The 17270-nt window shown below is 58.7% G+C and carries 18 protein-coding genes; 3 read left to right on the forward strand and 15 right to left on the reverse strand.

All coding sequences use genetic code 11. The features are described from left to right. Positions 1-2: 2 nt before the first annotated feature. The 5 genes from IB246_RS15360 to IB246_RS15380 form a co-directional block, all read right to left on the reverse strand. Positions 3-527, reverse strand: a complete 525-nt coding sequence (locus IB246_RS15360; protein WP_008039322.1) for a hypothetical protein — start codon at positions 525-527, stop codon at positions 3-5. An 88-nt stretch (positions 528-615) separates the two neighbouring features. Next, entirely contained in the window at positions 616-963 is a 348-nt protein-coding gene (locus tag IB246_RS15365) for a phage holin family protein (protein ID WP_008039324.1), read from the reverse strand. A 217-nt stretch (positions 964-1180) separates the two neighbouring features. Then, on the reverse strand, positions 1181-1444 hold the full coding sequence (locus IB246_RS15370) for a hypothetical protein (RefSeq protein WP_008039325.1): 264 nt from the start codon (positions 1442-1444) through the stop codon (positions 1181-1183). A 31-nt stretch (positions 1445-1475) separates the two neighbouring features. Beyond that, positions 1476-1658 carry a Com family DNA-binding transcriptional regulator gene (locus IB246_RS15375; RefSeq protein WP_008039326.1) on the reverse strand — a complete coding sequence of 61 codons (183 nt, stop codon included), beginning with the start codon at positions 1656-1658 and terminating at the stop codon, positions 1476-1478. A 495-nt stretch (positions 1659-2153) separates the two neighbouring features. Then, positions 2154-2888 (reverse strand): XRE family transcriptional regulator, encoded by a 735-nt coding sequence (locus IB246_RS15380; protein WP_008039327.1) that lies wholly within the window; start codon positions 2886-2888, stop codon positions 2154-2156. 201 nt (positions 2889-3089) lie between these two features. Here IB246_RS15380 and mutS point away from each other — a divergent pair, with 201 nt between their 5' ends. Continuing rightward, positions 3090-5669 (forward strand): DNA mismatch repair protein MutS, encoded by a 2580-nt coding sequence (mutS, locus tag IB246_RS15385; protein WP_008039328.1) that lies wholly within the window; start codon positions 3090-3092, stop codon positions 5667-5669. A 142-nt stretch (positions 5670-5811) separates the two neighbouring features. After that, on the forward strand, positions 5812-6135 hold the full coding sequence (gene fdxA, locus IB246_RS15390; RefSeq protein ID WP_007908827.1) for a ferredoxin FdxA: 324 nt from the start codon (positions 5812-5814) through the stop codon (positions 6133-6135). Between the two features lie 1727 nt (positions 6136-7862). Here fdxA and rpoS read toward each other — a convergent pair. From rpoS to IB246_RS15430, 8 genes are all read right to left on the reverse strand, one after another. Then, positions 7863-8870 (reverse strand): RNA polymerase sigma factor RpoS, encoded by a 1008-nt coding sequence (gene rpoS / locus IB246_RS15395; protein WP_008029016.1) that lies wholly within the window; start codon positions 8868-8870, stop codon positions 7863-7865. Between the two features lie 105 nt (positions 8871-8975). Continuing rightward, positions 8976-9833: a peptidoglycan DD-metalloendopeptidase family protein gene (locus IB246_RS15400; RefSeq protein WP_008039422.1), complete on the reverse strand. Its 858-nt coding sequence runs from the start codon at positions 9831-9833 to the stop codon at positions 8976-8978. A 202-nt stretch (positions 9834-10035) separates the two neighbouring features. Next, complete coding sequence (locus IB246_RS15405; RefSeq protein WP_177318174.1) at positions 10036-10671, reverse strand: protein-L-isoaspartate(D-aspartate) O-methyltransferase; 636 nt, start codon at positions 10669-10671, stop codon at positions 10036-10038. A 38-nt stretch (positions 10672-10709) separates the two neighbouring features. After that, the gene (gene surE, locus IB246_RS15410; RefSeq protein ID WP_008029009.1) at positions 10710-11459 is read right to left on the reverse strand and encodes a 5'/3'-nucleotidase SurE; all 750 of its coding nucleotides are present in this window, start codon (positions 11457-11459) and stop codon (positions 10710-10712) included. Beyond that, positions 11447-12505, reverse strand: a complete 1059-nt coding sequence (truD, locus tag IB246_RS15415; protein ID WP_008029007.1) for a tRNA pseudouridine(13) synthase TruD — start codon at positions 12503-12505, stop codon at positions 11447-11449. The genes surE and truD overlap by 13 nt, the downstream gene beginning before the upstream one ends. Then, complete coding sequence (gene ispF / locus IB246_RS15420) at positions 12502-12975, reverse strand: 2-C-methyl-D-erythritol 2,4-cyclodiphosphate synthase (RefSeq protein WP_008029005.1); 474 nt, start codon at positions 12973-12975, stop codon at positions 12502-12504. Before ispF ends, truD begins: the two co-directional genes overlap by 4 nt. 53 nt (positions 12976-13028) lie before the next feature. Further along, a complete protein-coding gene (fghA, locus tag IB246_RS15425) occupies positions 13029-13874 on the reverse strand; it encodes an S-formylglutathione hydrolase (protein ID WP_008039413.1) in 846 nt (281 codons plus the stop codon). A gap of 8 nt (positions 13875-13882) precedes the next feature. Continuing rightward, entirely contained in the window at positions 13883-14995 is a 1113-nt protein-coding gene (locus IB246_RS15430) for an S-(hydroxymethyl)glutathione dehydrogenase/class III alcohol dehydrogenase (RefSeq protein WP_008029001.1), read from the reverse strand. A gap of 106 nt (positions 14996-15101) precedes the next feature. Between IB246_RS15430 and IB246_RS15435 the strand changes: the two genes are divergently transcribed. Further along, the gene (locus IB246_RS15435; RefSeq protein ID WP_008039411.1) at positions 15102-15998 is read left to right on the forward strand and encodes a LysR substrate-binding domain-containing protein; all 897 of its coding nucleotides are present in this window, start codon (positions 15102-15104) and stop codon (positions 15996-15998) included. Between the two features lie 134 nt (positions 15999-16132). Here the strand turns inward: IB246_RS15435 and ispD are convergent, their stop codons facing one another. Together ispD and ftsB are read right to left on the reverse strand one after the other, a co-directional pair. After that, positions 16133-16840 (reverse strand): 2-C-methyl-D-erythritol 4-phosphate cytidylyltransferase, encoded by a 708-nt coding sequence (ispD, locus tag IB246_RS15440; RefSeq protein ID WP_008028996.1) that lies wholly within the window; start codon positions 16838-16840, stop codon positions 16133-16135. Beyond that, on the reverse strand, positions 16837-17115 hold the full coding sequence (gene ftsB / locus IB246_RS15445; protein WP_008028992.1) for a cell division protein FtsB: 279 nt from the start codon (positions 17113-17115) through the stop codon (positions 16837-16839). Before ftsB ends, ispD begins: the two co-directional genes overlap by 4 nt. Positions 17116-17270: the final 155 nt, after the last annotated feature.

Consider the following 17270-nt stretch of genomic DNA (forward strand, 5'->3'; position numbering starts at 1 on the left):
GCTCAGTCCTCAAGTGCGGTGTATTGGTCCGGGTCGTCGATGTTCGAGACTTCCCAGGTTTTGGCGAATTTCGGGATGCCCAGCGGGTCCTCCAGCAGCAATGCGCCGAGGTAAATCGTCTGGGTAAAGGAAAGGGTCCAGGCGAGGTACTCCTGCGAACCGCTGATGAGCGTCGACGGCAAGGCATCGATGTTCATGGGCAGGTCGCATTGGCTACCCGGCAGGCCCCAGCGGTTATCCGTGACCAATCCCTTGAGTACGCTCGCCAGATCGCCAGCGGCCAACCCCGGATTACTCAGGGTCGGCGGCACAATGATTTGCAGCGAGATCGACAAAACATGGGCGATGCGCCCGTCATGGGCGCGGTCGCCGGCTGCATTGCGTTCGATGGCGATCAGGACCCACGCCTGATCGAACGTACCGTCGAAGTCCTGGCGGCCTCCGACCTTCAAACCCGGGCCAACCGCACGCAGCGCGTCGGCAATGGCAAAAAACAGACGCGACGGCTTATCGATGTCGAGGGACATAAGTGGCTTCCATTCAAATTTCGAGGCGTCCGGCTGCGTGGGTTCATGCAGCGGACCGGGGATGCCAGAACGGCAAAGGGACCTGGCTTTATTGATCCGGGCGGGAATCACGCGGCGGCACTTCACACACGCCGATCCGCTTGGCCGCCCAGCGCTCATAAAGGCCAATGGCGACATCGGCGCCGGCCATCGCCGTAAGGCAGCCGAACGCGCCGGCCGCCCAGATAGACAGGCCGGCGGCGTACAGCAGCATGATGGCCGAGACCCCGCAAATCATGCAGGCCCCGGAACGCAGGGCCAGACGCCGCAGCAATGACCAGCCGCGAGCGCCCTCCTTGTCGGCACGCCACATTTCGCCGGTTACCCCGCCCACCAGGGCGAGCACGATGACCAGCCAGATCGGCATGTCCAGCAACGCTTGTTGCTCGTTTGTCATGTCACGCCTCCTGGGGTGAATTGCGTAACGAAAAGGTCCCGCGAATACGAGACCATAAATAGGGGGCGCGTGTCTTTCCACGCTACCTGTCGAAGACCATCGTCCTGATTTTGCTTCGGATAGCAGGCCTGCCCATCGACAAGCCTGCCCTTCAACCACGTTACCGGGCGCAGAACTCAGGCAATGCCGGTGAGTTGCCCCCATCGCATACCCGCTATCAAACGTTTTCGTTACGGCGCATAGCCTGCAGCAACGCATAACCCTTCCACGTCAGTTGATAAAGTGGCGTGCCCTTCGGGCCAACGCCTTCGTTGGAGAAATAACCCCCGTCCATCAGCAATTTGAATTGGAACATCTCCTCTGCCTGCGCTGGACGATTGAAGGTTTTCTTGACTAGATCCTCCATCTCCACACCCGCAACGGGTGCGATCGCTTCGCACGCATTCATGAACGATTGGGCTACACCTGTAAAACGTTGCATATGTTTCTCCTGAACGATTAACCCAACAGCTCTATGCCAATTGGGAAGTTGCGGCATGTGCCGCTTCTTTGTCGCTCAACGGCGATCGCTCAAGGCTCGCGGCCTTCACGTGATTCAATGTTCCGCATCGGGAGCATTTGATCTGGAGCTCGGTGTACTCACCCACCCGGGCGAGCAGTCTTTTGCACTGCCCACATCTGCAATCTTTCAACATCACGACGCCTCCTGGCTTGTGTCGAATCCTTTCTGTGGATGAGGTTGATCGACCTCGTACGAGGTAGGCATTCCAAAAAGCCCGGCGCTTGCCGGGCTTTTCAGTAATGCGATCCTTCGCGTTGACCTTTCGGCGCTACTGGCGCGGTACGGGTCCATTCAGATTGTTTTTCCGACCGCGGTCCCTGCCCGCCGGATAACTGCTTTCGGTGCTTTACGCTGCACACCCGGGTCAGTTGCCAACCCTCTGAACCGTTGAGGCCGGTTCATCGCTGCCTTTGTCGTGGAACTAAAGAACTTCGTTTCGAGCTGCTTTGTTGAGCGGCTTGAGACAAAGAATATGCATGGATGCATATACAGTCAATGCACAAATGCATTTATTTATGCATTTGAAATGCACTGACGCATGAAGCCCCCGCAGACAAAGGCGTTGGTGGGTTTTCAGCAGGCGAAAAAAAACCCGCACGATGGCGGGTTTTATCTGACAGCAATGAGGTTAGCGGGCGTACATGCCCCACCAGAAGACGTGGCCGAGGATGACAATCTGCTCTTCCTGGATCTCCTGGAAGGTGTAGTCCTCGTCCGGATGTTCATCGCGATTGAAGCTGCGCAGGCGAATCCCCGTGGGCAGGCGATAAAGCTGTTTAACCCGCAGTTGACCGTTGTGGTTGATCGCATAAAGGTCGCCATCGACGATATCGCCGATCCCGCACTTGCCGGCATTGACCCCCACGGTGGCGCCGTCGCGCAGTACCGGCAGCATGCTGTTACCACGCACCGTCACGCATTTGGCCTGGTCGAACTGCACACCGTTATGGCGCAAGCTGCGCTTGCCGAAGCGCAGGCTAGAGCGCTCGCTTTCTTCGATGACGAATCTTCCTGATCCAGCAGCCAATTCAACCTCGCGAAGAAAGGGGACCGACACCTCGTCGTCATCGACAGGCGTATCGTCGTCCCACAGGCTTATGTCCTTGAGTTCGGAATGCAATTCATCGCGACCGGAATTGGCGGCAGGCGCCACATCCGCGCGGCCACGCAACTGATCGGTGCTCACGGCGAAGTACTCGGCGATCTTCGAAATGTGCTTATCCGAAGGATCGACAATCTTCCCGCCGAGGATCCGCGAGAGAGTGGATTGAGGCACGCCGGTGCGACGGTGAAGCTCCGTGGGGGAGATCCCGTGCTGATCGAGCAGCGCTCTTAAGACGGAAGAAACATTGCGTTTTTGCATAACGCGCATAGTGCTTGATCTTTTTTACCGAGGCAAATGCAGAATTGCATAATTCATGCATAGACAGCAGAAATGTATCGCACAGCTTTAGTTGCCTGCGTCGGGCGGACCGCCCATGGTAACCTTGCGCCCATCGCGGAAAAGCCGGGCCGATGTCCCTCCTTTGCCCTACACCTTTCAACGAATTTGCCTGATTATCCGATGAATAAAGCACTCTCCGATCTGTCCTCTCACACGCCAATGATGCAGCAGTACTGGCGCCTGAAGAACCAGCACCCCGACCAGTTGATGTTCTACCGCATGGGTGACTTCTACGAGATCTTCTATGAAGACGCGAAGAAGGCCGCCAAGTTGCTGGACATCACCCTGACCGCCCGTGGGCAGTCGGCCGGTCAGGCGATTCCGATGTGTGGGATTCCTTACCACGCCGCGGAAGGTTACCTGGCGAAACTGGTGAAGCTCGGCGAATCGGTGGTGATCTGTGAACAGGTCGGCGACCCGGCGACCAGCAAAGGCCCGGTGGATCGGCAAGTGGTGCGGATCATCACGCCGGGCACGGTCAGTGATGAAGCGCTGCTGGATGAGCGTCGGGACAACCTGATCGCGGCGGTGCTGGGTGACGAGCGTCTGTTCGGTCTGGCGGTGCTGGATATCACCAGCGGCAACTTCTCCGTGCTGGAGATCAAGGGCTGGGAAAACCTGCTGGCGGAACTGGAGCGGGTCAATCCGGTGGAGCTGATGATCCCGGATGACTGGCCGAAGGATTTGCCGGCGGAGAAACGCCGTGGGGTTCGTCGTCGTGCACCGTGGGATTTCGAGCGCGACTCGGCGCTGAAAAGTCTCTGCCAGCAGTTTTCGACCCAGGACCTGAAGGGTTTTGGCTGCGAGAACCTGACCCTGGCCATCGGCGCTGCGGGCTGCCTGCTCAGCTACGCCAAGGAAACCCAGCGCACCGCCCTGCCCCATTTGCGCAGCCTGCGCCATGAGCGCCTGGACGACACCGTGGTGCTGGATGGCGCAAGCCGTCGCAACCTGGAACTGGACACCAACCTGGCCGGTGGCCGCGACAACACGCTGCAATCGGTGGTCGATCGCTGCCAGACCGCCATGGGCAGCCGCTTGCTGACCCGCTGGTTGAATCGTCCGCTGCGGGATCTGAACGTTTTGCTGGCGCGCCAGACCTCGATCACGTGCCTGCTCGACGCTTACCGTTTCGAAAAGCTGCAACCGCAGCTCAAGGAAATCGGTGACATCGAGCGGATTCTCGCGCGCATCGGTTTGCGTAATGCGCGTCCTCGCGACCTGGCGCGTCTGCGCGATGCCCTCGGCGCATTGCCCGAGCTGCAAGTGGCGATGGCCGAGCTGGAAGCGCCGCACATTATTCAACTGGCGAAAACCACCAGCACCTACCCGGAACTGGCGGCCCTGTTGGAAAAAGCCATCATCGACAACCCGCCTGCGGTGATCCGTGACGGCGGCGTGTTGAAAACCGGTTACGACAGCGAACTCGATGACCTGCAATCGCTCAGCGAAAACGCCGGGCAGTTCCTGATCGATCTGGAAGCACGCGAGAAGGCCCGTACCGGTCTGTCGCACCTGAAAGTCGGTTACAACCGCATTCACGGCTACTTTATCGAGCTGCCGAGCAAGCAGGCTGAATCGGCGCCGGCCGACTATATCCGTCGCCAGACGCTCAAAGGCGCCGAACGCTTTATCACGCCGGAACTGAAGGCGTTCGAGGACAAGGCGCTGTCGGCCAAGAGCCGCGCCCTCGCCCGCGAGAAGATGCTCTACGAAGCGCTGCTCGAAGACTTGATCAGCCAATTGCCGCCGCTGCAAGACACCGCTGCAGCCCTGGCCGAGCTGGACGTGCTGAGCAACCTCGCCGAACGCGCGCTGAACCTCGACCTGAACTGCCCGCGCTTCGTCGACGAGCCGTGCATGCGCATCAGCCAGGGTCGTCACCCGGTGGTCGAGCAAGTGCTGACCACGCCGTTCGTGGCCAACGACCTGAGCCTCGACGACAACACGCGCATGCTGGTGATCACCGGTCCGAACATGGGCGGTAAATCCACCTACATGCGCCAGACCGCGTTGATCGTACTGCTGGCGCACATCGGCAGCTTCGTGCCGGCGGCCAGTTGCGAATTGTCGCTGGTGGACCGGATCTTTACCCGGATCGGTTCCAGCGACGACCTGGCCGGTGGACGCTCGACCTTCATGGTCGAAATGAGCGAAACCGCCAACATTCTGCACAACGCCACCGAGCGCAGCCTGGTGCTGATGGACGAAGTCGGTCGCGGCACCAGCACCTTCGACGGCCTGTCCCTGGCATGGGCGGCGGCTGAACGCCTGGCGCAGCTGCGGGCTTACACGCTGTTCGCCACACACTATTTTGAACTGACGGTGCTACCGGAAGCGCAACCCCTGGTGGCCAACGTGCACCTCAATGCCACTGAGCACAACGAGCGCATCGTGTTCCTGCACCACGTGCTGCCCGGGCCTGCCAGCCAGAGTTATGGCCTGGCCGTTGCACAACTGGCCGGCGTGCCGAGCGAAGTGATCGTGCGCGCTCGCGAGCACCTGGGTCGCCTGGAAGCCACCGCGCTGCCACATGAAGTGCCCAAGGCTGCCAAAGGCAAATCGGCCGCGCCACAGCAAAGCGACATGTTCGCCAGCCTGCCGCATCCGGTACTCGAAGAACTGGCCAAACTGGATCTGGACGACCTGACACCGCGTCGTGCACTAGAAATGCTCTATACACTAAAGACACGGATCTAACGCACTTGCCTGCAAGCTGTTAGAATCTCGCGCGGTTTGGGATGCTGCAGGCTAATAGCCTGGCCTGCAGACTATCGCTCCCAAACCTGGCGACCCCAACGTGAAGGGGCTCCGCTGCCGCCGCCTGAGGAGAAAATTAGAAATGACCTTCGTCGTCACCGACAACTGCATCAAGTGCAAGTACACCGACTGCGTAGAAGTCTGTCCGGTGGACTGCTTTTACGAAGGCCCGAATTTCCTGGTGATTCACCCGGATGAGTGCATCGACTGCGCACTGTGCGAACCAGAATGCCCTGCCGTGGCCATCTTCTCCGAAGATGAAGTCCCGGAAGAGATGCAGGAATTCATTCAGCTGAACGTTGAGTTGGCCGAAATCTGGCCGAACATCACCGAGAAGAAAGAATCGCTGCCCGATGCCGAAGAGTGGGATGGCGTCAAAGGCAAGATCAAAGACCTCGAACGCTGATTGACCCTGCGTTCCCGAAAAGGCCCCTTGCGGGCCTTTTTGCTTTTTTGCAGGCAAAAAAGTTGATAACGCAAAAACCTGTAGGAGCCGGCTTGCTGGCGATGGATTCAAGTGCGCCGCGTCTATCCAGACAGCACGCGTTATCGTTGACCACCATCGCTGGCAAGCCAGCTCCTACAGATTCTGTGTCGTGTGAGAGAAACGGGATCACGCCACTCCTGTAGGAGCCAGCCTGCTGGCGATGGACTCAAGTGCGCCGCGTCTATCCAGAAAGCACGCGTTATCGTTAACGACCATCGCTGGCAAGCCAGCTCCTACAGATTCTGTGTCGTGTGAGAGAAACGGGATCACGCCACTCCTGTAGGAGCCAGCCTGCTGGCGATGGATTCAAGTACGCCGCGTTGAAGCAGGTTTCACGCGTTATCGTTAACGACCATCGCCAGCAAGCCGGCTCCTACAAATTTTGTATCGTGAGACAGAACCGGGATCACGCCACTCCTGTAGGAGCCGGCTTGCTGGCGATGGATTCAAGTGCGCCGCGTCTATCCAGACAGCACGCGTTACCGTTGACGACCATCGCTGGCAAGCCAGCTCCTACAGATTCTGTGTCGTGTGAGAGAACCGGGATCACGCCACGCCTGTAGGAGCCAGCCTGCTGGCGATGGACTCAAGTGCGCCGCGTCTATCCAGACAGCACGCGTTATCGTTGACCACCATCGCTGGCAAGCCAGCTCCTACAGATTCTGTGTCGTGTGAGAGAAACGGGATCACGCCACTCCTGTAGGAGCGATGGATTCAAGTGCGCCGCGTCTACCCAGGCAGCATGCGTTGTCGTTGACCACCATCGCTGGCAAGCCAGCTCCTACAGAGGGGCACGTACGCTTTTGATTTTCACCACTCATCAGGCCGAGCGTTAGCTCGCCTTCAGCTTTTGATCTTGAGGTACACGCCCCCTCGAGAGGCCGAGTGGAGGTTCTGCGCAGTGGGCAACCCGGCATGGATGCCGGGTTAGCCGCCCCCGGCCATGGATGGCCGATGGCGGCGGGCCCACGGAGCAGGACCGGAGTGAGGGCATGCCGAGCCTAGGCGAGGCACCGAACGAAAGGGGCAAGAGCGCTTGGTTACTTGCCGCTTTTGCAAGTGACTCGCCGTAAGGGCGAAACCAATAGCCGCCGTTACCGCAGAAACGGATATGTACACCAGGAAGAAAACGGTCGGCTATCAAGCCGCCATCGCCAGCAAGCTGGCTCCTACAAAGAACAGTGCCCACGCGGAAAATAAAGTGGCACCCAAACCAAAAAAAAGACAAAAAAAAGGGGCGGTTTGACCCGCCCACATTTTTTCCCTATTCCCTGTGTTCCTTTTCATCGTCCTGATGAATCGCATCCTGCAATGTCCTTTCCCCTCATCCTTGAAGGGCGTGTCTGTCCGTCGACACAACCTGAATACTAGAGAATTCCCGAGCAAGAGCAATCACCCTCTGCGGCAAAAATCCGCTGTCACATGCTCCTGATTTTTATAAATACCTATAAAAATCAAAGCATTAAAAAAATCATCGGCGAACAGTAGTCGTCTTCCAGGGTGTAAAAATAGCGAACACTTACGCAAGAGTAAGCCAAGACTTACACCGCAAGACTACAAACATATCGTCATTGCAGGAGCATCAGCCAGACAACAAAAAGCCCCGAACCAGTCGGGGCTTTTTGCATGCCGCTCAAGCGATTCGCTTATTGGAACAGCGACTCACTCGACAAGCCATTTTTCTCCAGAATCTCCCGAAGACGCTTCAGGCCTTCAACCTGAATCTGTCTGACGCGTTCCCGGGTCAGGCCAATTTCCAGGCCTACATCTTCCAGCGTGCTGCTCTCGTGCCCGCGCAAGCCGAAGCGGCGTATGACCACTTCGCGTTGCTTGTCGGTCAATTCCGAAAGCCATTGATCGATGCTCTGGGACAGGTCGTCATCCTGCAGCAGTTCGCATGGATCGGTCGGACGGTCGTCGGTAAGGGTGTCCAGCAGGGTTTTATCCGAATCCGGACCCAGTGAGACATCGACCGAAGAAACCCGCTCGTTCAGGCCCAGCATGCGCTTGACCTCGCCCACCGGTTTTTCCAGCAGGTTGGCGATTTCTTCGGGTGAGGGTTCATGATCGAGTTTTTGCGTCAGCTCCCGTGCGGCCCTCAGGTACACGTTAAGCTCTTTGACCACATGGATCGGCAACCGGATGGTCCGGGTCTGATTCATGATCGCGCGCTCGATGGTCTGACGAATCCACCAGGTTGCGTAGGTCGAAAAGCGGAAGCCACGTTCGGGGTCGAACTTTTCTACCGCCCGAATCAGTCCGAGGTTGCCCTCTTCGATCAGGTCCAGCAGCGACAAGCCACGATTGACATAGCGTCGGGCGATTTTCACCACCAGCCGCAGGTTGCTTTCAATCATGCGTTTGCGCCCGGCCGGATCGCCACTTTGCGACAAGCGTGCAAAGTGAACTTCTTCTTCGGGGGACAGCAGAGGGGAAAAGCCGATTTCATTGAGGTACAGCTGCGTGGCATCGAGCGCACGCGTGTAATCGATGTACTTGTGTTGCTTTAACGAGGCGGAGTGTCTGGATTTGGCACGAACGGAAGGTGGAGCAGCCCCTTCATCATTCGACATCGAATCCGTACCGATGCCGGTCTCCATCAGGAGAACCTCATCGTCGATGTCAAACTCCGGCACTTCTTTACTGAGAGCCATTGTTATAGTCCTTTGGTGAGTTCGACCTCAGGCTCAAGCGGCGCCTTTATCCTTGGCAACGCTGGAGCCTGTTCCCTCTACGTGACGGAACAGGCTGGTAACAAATCAACGACGTGGCAGGAACTGCAGCGGATCTACAGGTTTACCTTGTCGGCGAATCTCAAAATGCAGTTTCACCCGGTCTGTACCCGTTGACCCCATTTCGGCAATTGTCTGTCCGACCTTGACCTGCTGCCCCTCCCGAACCAACAGCCTGCGGTTGTGACCGTAGGCACTGACGTAGGTGTCGCTGTGTTTGATGATGACCAATTCGCCGTAGCCCCTTAAGCCACTCCCGGCGTATACCACCGTCCCATCAGACGCAGCTAAAACAGGCTGTCCCAAATCCCCGGCGATATCAATTCCTTTATTCAAACTACCGTTTGAAGAGAATTTTCCAATGAGAATGCCATTAGAAGGCCACCCCCAGCCGGTCGGGGCCGGGCCTGCGGGAGGCATCGGAGCGGGTGCTGGCTTGTTGGCGACGGACGGTGCAACCACCGTTGTCGTCGTAGTTGCGCCATTTGGCTGGCGCCGGATTACTGTGGTTTTACTCGACGATGAAGGCGCCGAATCGGCCGGGCTGGCCACCGCCGTCGGCGTTGAACCGGTGCGACCGTCAAAGCGAATCGTCTGACCCGGATGTATCGTGTAAGGCGCAGGAATGTTGTTGCGTGCGGCGAGGGCTTTGTAGTCCCAGCCGTAGCGGAAGGCGATGGAAAACAAGGTGTCTTTAGGTCGAACCACATACTGACCCGTGGTCACTGCCGGACGCTGGGCCACGGCATTGTTGCGATCGACGACGCGTACGTCGCTCGACTTGTTGCTGGAACAACCGACCAGCAAGGTACTCAAGACTAGGCCAGTCACCAGGCGCTGAAAGCTCGTTATACCCATTCGCTGCGCAATGACTGTGAGACTCACCCGCCGCTCCCTTTGTGGTGGCTGAAATATTGAATTGCCGCGCTCCCGGCATGAAGTGTCACCAGTATAACGGGCTGTGCAGGCTTTACCTTTAATGAAGCGAAGCACACGTTTGCTACCTGACGATGAAACCCGTTTAACCGATCGACGCCGCTGTAAGACAGAGGCAATCGAAGAGAATTCACAGCGCCCGGACAAATGCTCAGGCCAGGGGGCCGTTGAGCAATGGAACGAAACGCACCGCCCCCAGAACACGCCTGGAAAACCCGTGTTCTTCGCGGATGATCAGCATCAACTGTTGCACTTCACCCGAGCCGACCGGTATGACCAGTCGCCCTCCAGGTGCCAACTGATCAAGCAAGGCCTGAGGTACATCGGTTGCCACCGCCGTCACGATAATGCCGTTGTACGGCGCCAGCGCAGGCCAGCCTTCCCAACCATCGCCCCAGCGGAAAACCACATTGCGCAAGTTCAGATCAACCAGGCGTTCCTTGGCCCGGTCCTGCAGAACCTTGATGCGTTCGACGGAAAAAACCCGCTCGACCAGTTGCGACAGGATTGCGGTCTGATAACCCGACCCTGTGCCGATTTCCATTACCTTGTCCAGAGGCCCCGCTTCCAGCAGCAGCTCGCTCATGCGGGCCACCATGTAAGGCTGGGAGATCGTCTGGTTGTTACCGATCGGCAACGCCGTGTCTTCGTAGGCACGGTGCGCCAGCGCTTCGTCGACAAACAGGTGTCGTGGCGTAAGACGGATCACTTCCAGCACCTTGGTGTTGGAAATGCCTTCCTCGTACAACCGCTGAATCAGACGCTCGCGGGTACGTTGCGAGGTCATCCCGATACCGCGATGCATCGGGTCTTGTTCACGAGCCATCAGCGCAGTCCCTCCAGCCAGCCGTCGAGACTTGCGAAAGCATCATTGAAGGTGCGATCCAGTTGCAGCGGCGTGATGGATACATAGCCTTGCATCACCGCATGGAAGTCGGTGCCCGGGCCGCCGTCTTCGGCGTCCCCGGCGGCGGCGATCCAGTAACCGGACTTGCCGCGCGGGTCGACCACTTTCATCGGTGCCGCGGCGCGGGCGCGATGGCCGAGGCGCGTCAGCTGGATTCCGCGGATGTGGTCCAGCGGCAAATTGGGAATGTTCACGTTCAGCACCGTGCGCGGTGGCAGGTCAAGGTCAGCGTGGGCTTCCACCAGTTTGCGCGCAAAGTAAGCGGCTGTGGGAAGGTTCTCGACCTGCCGTGAGACCAACGAAAAGGCAAACGATGGCCGCTTCAGGAAACGCCCCTCGAGGGCCGCTGCCACGGTACCGGAATACAACACATCGTCCCCCAGGTTGGCGCCCAGGTTAATGCCGGAAACCACCATGTCCGCTTCGCGCTCCAGCAAGCCGTTGAGGCCCAGGTGCACGCAATCGGTCGGTGTGCCATTAAGGCTGATAAAGCCGTTGGCCAGGGTTTGCGGGTGCAACGGACGGTCGAGCGTCAGCGAACTGCTGGCGCCGCTTTTGTCCTGGTCCGGGGCGATAACCACGCATTCGGTGTAATCCGCCAGCGCAGCATAAAGCGCGGCGAGACCGGGTGCGGTTACCCCATCGTCGTTAGAAATCAGAATACGCATGGGCTGTCCGTCTGCCCCACCGGCACCAGATCAACAAGCTCGCGCACCAATACAGTGGCAAAGCATCCGGCCGGCAGGACGAATTCCAGTTGCAGAATGTCAGGCTCGGGATAATGCCACGTCAACCCACCAATGGGCAGCCGCAGGATGCGACGTTCGTGGCTCATTCCGGCGTTAATCAACCAATCGCGAAGGTCTGCTTCGCGGGCAGCGATTGCCTGCTCCAGTTCATGGACAGCGCCCGTCGCCGGCGAGTCACCTTCACCCCACTGTGGGCCGGTCGGGTGCAGGTCGAGAATCGCCAGACGCGGGTCGCTGCACTCGGCCTCACCAGCCGGGAAAAAACTGCGGCTGTCGGTAAACGCCAACAGATCGCCAACCTGCGCTTGCTGCCAGGTGCCATCAGCAACGCGCGCCGCCAACACTTGGTTAAACAGAAAACTGCGGGCGGTGGAAAGCAGACGCGAACGCACGTTGCGCTGCTCCGGCAAGGCCTTGCGCGCGGCCCAGCTACGGGCATCGACCACGTTGCCACCGTCAAAGCCGAAACGCTGGGCGCCGAAATAATTCGGAATACCTTGTTTGGCGATCAGTTGCAGACGCGCTTCGATCGCCGCTTTGTCGCCAGCGAATTGCGTGAGGCGCAAGGTGAAACCGTTGGCCGAGTGGGCGCCGCGTTGCAGCTTGCGTTTGTGCCGACCGGTCTTGAGGATTTTCAGCGTATCGTTTTCGGCCGCCGACAGATCAGGGTCGGCCTTGCCCGGCAGTTGCACGCTGAACCACTGACGCGTCAGCGCCTGACGATCCTTGAGACCGGCGTAACTGACGGTGCGCAATGGCACGCCCGCCGCCTTGGCGATTCGACGTGCTGCCTCTTCGGTATTCAGGCCGCGTTTTTCCACCCAGATCCACAGGTGCTCGCCGTCGCCGCTGAGCGGAATATTGAGGACTTCATCGACCTGGAAATCTTCCGCCGTAGCTTTCAGTACAGCGGTGCCGAGGGCTTCACCATAGGCACGCGGGCCAAGCAATTGCAGTTCGTTCATGCGCGCAGCAACAAGGCAACGGAGTGCACGGCAATACCTTCTTCGCGACCGACAAAGCCGAGCTTTTCGGTGGTGGTAGCTTTCACGTTCACTTGATCCAACTCAACTTGAAGATCCGCGGCAATCAGCGCACGCATCGATTCGATATGCGGGGCCATTTTTGGCGCCTGGGCGACGATGGTGTTATCGACGTTGCCGACCTTCCAGCCCTTGGCGTGGACCAGTGCGACGACATGACGCAACAGCACACGGCTGTCGGCACCCTTGAATGTCGGGTCGGTGTCCGGGAAATGCTTGCCGATATCACCCAGCGCAGCAGCGCCGAGCAAGGCATCGCTCAAGGCGTGCAGCAGGACGTCACCGTCGGAATGAGCGAGCAGCCCGAAGCCGTGTGCAATGCGCACGCCGCCCAGAGTAATGAAATCGCCTTCAGCGAAACGGTGCACATCATAGCCGTGGCCAATACGCATAAAAAAACGCCCCGATTTTTGTCAGGGCGTGATTCTACCTGCTTTGTCAGTCATTAGGCGCTTAGAGCACGTCCATGATGCTGCAAGTGTTCATCGATGAAGCTGGCGATGAAGAAATAGCTGTGGTCGTAGCCCGGTTGCAAGCGCAACGTCAGCGGATGACCGGCCAGTTTGGCCGCCTGTTGCAGGGCTTCAGGCTTGAGCTGGGTGGCGAGAAAATCATCTCGATCACCTTGGTCGACCAACAGCGGCAGCTTCTCGTCAGCCTCGGCAATCAGCGCACAGGCATCCCACTCGCGCCACTTCGAACGGTCTTCGCCCAGGTAACGGGAAAAGGCTTTCTGACCCCACGGGCAATCTATCGGATTGTTGATCGGCGAGAACGCCGACACCGACTGATAACGCCCCGGATTGCGCAACGCACAGACCAGCGCGCCGTGACCGCCCATGGAGTGGCCGCTGATACCGCGCTTGTCCGAAGCCGGGAAATGGGCTTCGACCAATGCCGGCAATTCCTGCACGACATAGTCATGCATCCGATAGTGCCGCGACCAGGGTTCCTGCGTGGCATTCAGATAAAACCCGGCGCCGAGGCCGAAGTCCCAGGCACCGTCCGGATCACCCGGCACATCGGGACCGCGCGGGCTGGTGTCCGGGGCAACGATGATCAACCCAAGCTCGGCGGCCATGCGCATGGCGCCGGCCTTTTGCATGAAGTTTTCGTCGGTGCAGGTCAGGCCGGACAACCAGTACAGCACCGGCAGTTTGCCGCCCTGCTCCGCTTGCGGCGGCAGGTACACGGCAAACACCATGTCGCAACCGAGCACGTCGGAGCGGTGCCGGTAGCGTTTGTGCCAGCCGCCGAAGCTTTTCTGGCAGGAGATATTTTCCAGGCTCATGACCGACCTCAGAAATGAATGACGGAACGGATGCTTTTTCCTTCATGCATCAGGTCGAAAGCCTTGTTGATATCTTCCAGGCCCATGGTGTGGGTGATGAACGTATCCAGCGGGATTTCGCCGGTCTCGGCCATTTCGACATAGCTCGGCAACTCGGTACGACCGCGCACACCGCCGAACGCCGAACCGCGCCAGACGCGACCGGTGACCAACTGGAATGGGCGGGTAGCGATTTCCTGACCGGCACCGGCGACGCCGATGATCACCGACTCGCCCCAGCCTTTGTGGCAGCACTCAAGTGCGGCGCGCATCAATTGGACATTGCCGATGCATTCGAAGGAAAAGTCGACGCCGCCATCGGTCATGTCGACGATGACTTCCTGGATCGGACGGTCGAAGTCTTTCGGGTTCACGCAGTCGGTTGCACCCAACTGTTTGGCGATTTCGAATTTGGCCGGGTTGATGTCGATGGCGATGATGCGCGCAGCCTTGGCTTTTACCGCGCCAATGACCGCCGACAGACCAATACCGCCAAGACCGAAAATCGCCACGGTATCACCCGGTTTCACCTTGGCTGTGTTGAGTACCGCGCCAATGCCGGTGGTGACGCCGCAGCCCAGCAGGCAGACTTTTTCCAGTGGCGCTTCTTTAGGAATCTTGGCGACGGAGATTTCCGGCAGCACGGTGTATTCGGAGAACGTCGAGGTGCCCATGTAGTGGAAAATCGGCTGGCCCTTGTAGGAAAAACGCGTGGTGCCATCTGGCATCAGGCCTTTGCCCTGGGTCGCACGAATCGCCTGGCACAGGTTGGTCTTGCCCGACAGGCAGAATTTGCACTGGCGGCATTCCGGGGTGTACAGCGGGATCACATGATCGCCGACAGCGACCGAGGTCACGCCCTCGCCGATCGCTTCAACCACCGCGCCACCTTCATGACCGAGGATCGACGGGAAGATACCTTCCGGGTCAGCGCCCGACAGGGTGTAGGCATCGGTATGACAGACACCGGAGGCAACCACACGCAACAGAACTTCACCGGCCTTGGGCAGGGCGACATCGACTTCAACGATCTCGAGGGGTTTCTTGGCCTCGAAGGCAACGGCGGCGCGCGACTTGATCATGTTGGTTCTCCAGTGAATAAAACGAGACAGTGAGTGTAATACAGCGCCTTACGGTGAATAATCCGGACAAAAGCAAAACATTATTGCCACACAGGGATAATCGTTAATGTCCGAGAACCGCTGGGAAGGTATCGACGAGTTCGTCGCCGTGGCCGAGTGCAGCCAGTTTACGGCGGCGGCGGAGCGTCTTGGGGTGTCTTCCTCCCACATCAGTCGCCAAATAGTACGCCTCGAAGAACGCCTTCAGACGCGCCTGCTTTATCGCAGCACCCGGCGAGTCACGCTGACCGAAGCCGGGCAAACGTTTTTGCAGCATTGCCAACGGTTGCAGGACGGTCGTGAAGAGGCACTCAGAGCTGTCGGCGACCTGACCAGCGAGCCCAAAGGCATGTTGCGCATGACCTGCGCGGTGGCCTACGGCGAGCGCTTTATCGTGCCGCTGGTGACGCGATTCATGGGGCTCTATCCGCAACTGCGGATTGATATCGAGCTGAGCAACCGGCAACTCGACCTGGTGCATGAAGGCCTGGACCTGGCGATCCGCCTCGGCCGCCTTCAGGACTCACGACTGGTGGCGACGCGACTGGCACCGCGACGCATGTATTTGTGTGCGTCGCCGTCCTACCTGGAACGGTATGGTCGCCCACATAGCTTGTCGGAATTGAGCCGCCACAACTGCCTCATCGGTAGTTCGGACCTGTGGCAACTGGAACAGAACGGGCGGGAATTTTCCCAGCGGGTGCAGGGAAACTGGCGTTGCAACAGTGGGCAAGCGGTGCTGGATGCGGCGTTACAGGGCGTCGGGCTCTGTCAGTTGCCGGATTACTATGTGCTGGAGCATCTGAAAAGCGGGGAATTGATTTCGCTGCTGGAGGCTCATCAGCCGCCGAACACTGCCGTTTGGGCGCTTTATCCACAGCAGCGGCATCTGTCGCCGAAGGTGCGCAAGTTGGTGGATTATTTGAAGGAAGGGTTGGCCGAAAGGCCGGAGTACCGGAGTTAGAAGAGGGTCGGTGTGTCAGTGGAATGCTGGTTGTCTGGACCGCCGCCATCGCGGGCAAGCCCGCTCCCACAAGGACTACAAAAAACTGTGGGAGCGGGCTTGCCCGCGATTGCAATCTATCAAGCGCTGAAGAATCAGCGGCGGTTAGCCCAGCGCTGTCTCAACCATTCCAGATCTTCGGGACGTGTGACCTTGAGATTGTCGGAACGCCCTTCGATAAGGCGTGGCGATGAACCAGCCCACTCCATCGCCGACGCTTCATCAGTGATAACAGCATCCGCCACCAGACTGTCCGCCAACGCCCGATGCAACGCGCCAAGTCGAAACATCTGCGGCGTATACGCCTGCCAGATCACGCTGCGGTCCACGGTTTCAACGACACGACCGTGCTTGTCGACCCGCTTCAGGGTATCGCGTGCCGGAACCGCCAGCAGCCCGCCGACCGGATCGTCAGCCAGTTCAACCAGCAACTTGTCCAGATCATCGCGGCTCAGATTCGGCCGCGCCGCATCGTGGACCAACACCCAATCCTCATCGTCCGCACCCAACGCATGCAAGTGCAGCAAGGCATTGAGCACCGACCCGGAACGCTCGGCACCACCGTCAACGCGTTGAATACGCGAATCGCCGGCGCATGCCAGATTGGGCCAATAAGGATCATCAACAGCCAGACTGACCACCAGTCCCTTCAGGGAAGGATGATCAAGGAAACAGCCAAGGCTGTGTTCAAGAATAGTGCGCCCGCCCAGGTGCAAGTATTGCTTGGGACGGTCTGCGGCCATACGGGCACCGACGCCCGCGGCAGGGATAACGGCCCAGAAGGCCGGTAACGAGGAATTCATTGAGCCAACTGGTAAAGGGTTTCACCGTCCTTGACCATGCCCAACTCATGGCGAGCCCGCTCTTCAACGGTCTCCATGCCTTTTTTCAATTCACTGACTTCAGCGTCCATGACCCGATTGCGCTCCAGCAGGCCTTCGTTCTCAGCATGTTGATCCGCGATCTGCTGAGTCAGCTCGGCCACTTGCGCCAGACTGCCATTACCCACCCACAGGCGGTATTGCAGGCCAGCCAGCAACAAGAGCAAGACGAGGAACAACCAATTGGGACTGCGCATCGAATATCAGGTATCCAGTGAAAAAAGACAGCCATGCCAAAACTTTGAAGCTTCTGATAGCACGAAGCCTGGAAAATCCAGGCTTGTGCTCTTAAGGCATCAGATTAGTGGCAAAAACGTCGCTGTCGCGATTTTTCCGACACAATCCGGTGTCT

It is taken from the genome of Pseudomonas sp. PDM01, from assembly GCF_014852325.1.
GTDB lineage: Bacteria > Pseudomonadota > Gammaproteobacteria > Pseudomonadales > Pseudomonadaceae > Aquipseudomonas > Aquipseudomonas migulae.

Bases quoted from the DNA above. Each gene is read 5' to 3' on its own strand.
- IB246_RS15360 (WP_008039322.1), bottom strand. From the start codon at position 527: ATGTCCCTCGACATCGATAAGCCGTCGCGTCTGTTTTTTGCCATTGCC.
- IB246_RS15365 (WP_008039324.1), bottom strand. From the start codon at position 963: ATGACAAACGAGCAACAAGCGTTGCTGGACATGCCGATCTGGCTGGTC.
- IB246_RS15370 (WP_008039325.1), bottom strand. From the start codon at position 1,444: ATGCAACGTTTTACAGGTGTAGCCCAATCGTTCATGAATGCGTGCGAA.
- IB246_RS15375 (WP_008039326.1), bottom strand. From the start codon at position 1,658: ATGTTGAAAGATTGCAGATGTGGGCAGTGCAAAAGACTGCTCGCCCGG.
- IB246_RS15380 (WP_008039327.1), bottom strand. From the start codon at position 2,888: ATGCAAAAACGCAATGTTTCTTCCGTCTTAAGAGCGCTGCTCGATCAG.
- mutS (WP_008039328.1), top strand. From the start codon at position 3,090: ATGAATAAAGCACTCTCCGATCTGTCCTCTCACACGCCAATGATGCAG.
- fdxA (WP_007908827.1), top strand. From the start codon at position 5,812: ATGACCTTCGTCGTCACCGACAACTGCATCAAGTGCAAGTACACCGAC.
- rpoS (WP_008029016.1), bottom strand. From the start codon at position 8,870: ATGGCTCTCAGTAAAGAAGTGCCGGAGTTTGACATCGACGATGAGGTT.
- IB246_RS15405 (WP_177318174.1), bottom strand. From the start codon at position 10,671: ATGACCTCGCAACGTACCCGCGAGCGTCTGATTCAGCGGTTGTACGAG.
- surE (WP_008029009.1), bottom strand. From the start codon at position 11,459: ATGCGTATTCTGATTTCTAACGACGATGGGGTAACCGCACCCGGTCTC.
- truD (WP_008029007.1), bottom strand. From the start codon at position 12,505: ATGAACGAACTGCAATTGCTTGGCCCGCGTGCCTATGGTGAAGCCCTC.
- ispF (WP_008029005.1), bottom strand. From the start codon at position 12,975: ATGCGTATTGGCCACGGCTATGATGTGCACCGTTTCGCTGAAGGCGAT.
- fghA (WP_008039413.1), bottom strand. From the start codon at position 13,874: ATGAGCCTGGAAAATATCTCCTGCCAGAAAAGCTTCGGCGGCTGGCAC.
- IB246_RS15430 (WP_008029001.1), bottom strand. From the start codon at position 14,995: ATGATCAAGTCGCGCGCCGCCGTTGCCTTCGAGGCCAAGAAACCCCTC.
- IB246_RS15435 (WP_008039411.1), top strand. From the start codon at position 15,102: ATGTCCGAGAACCGCTGGGAAGGTATCGACGAGTTCGTCGCCGTGGCC.
- ispD (WP_008028996.1), bottom strand. From the start codon at position 16,840: ATGAATTCCTCGTTACCGGCCTTCTGGGCCGTTATCCCTGCCGCGGGC.
- ftsB (WP_008028992.1), bottom strand. From the start codon at position 17,115: ATGCGCAGTCCCAATTGGTTGTTCCTCGTCTTGCTCTTGTTGCTGGCT.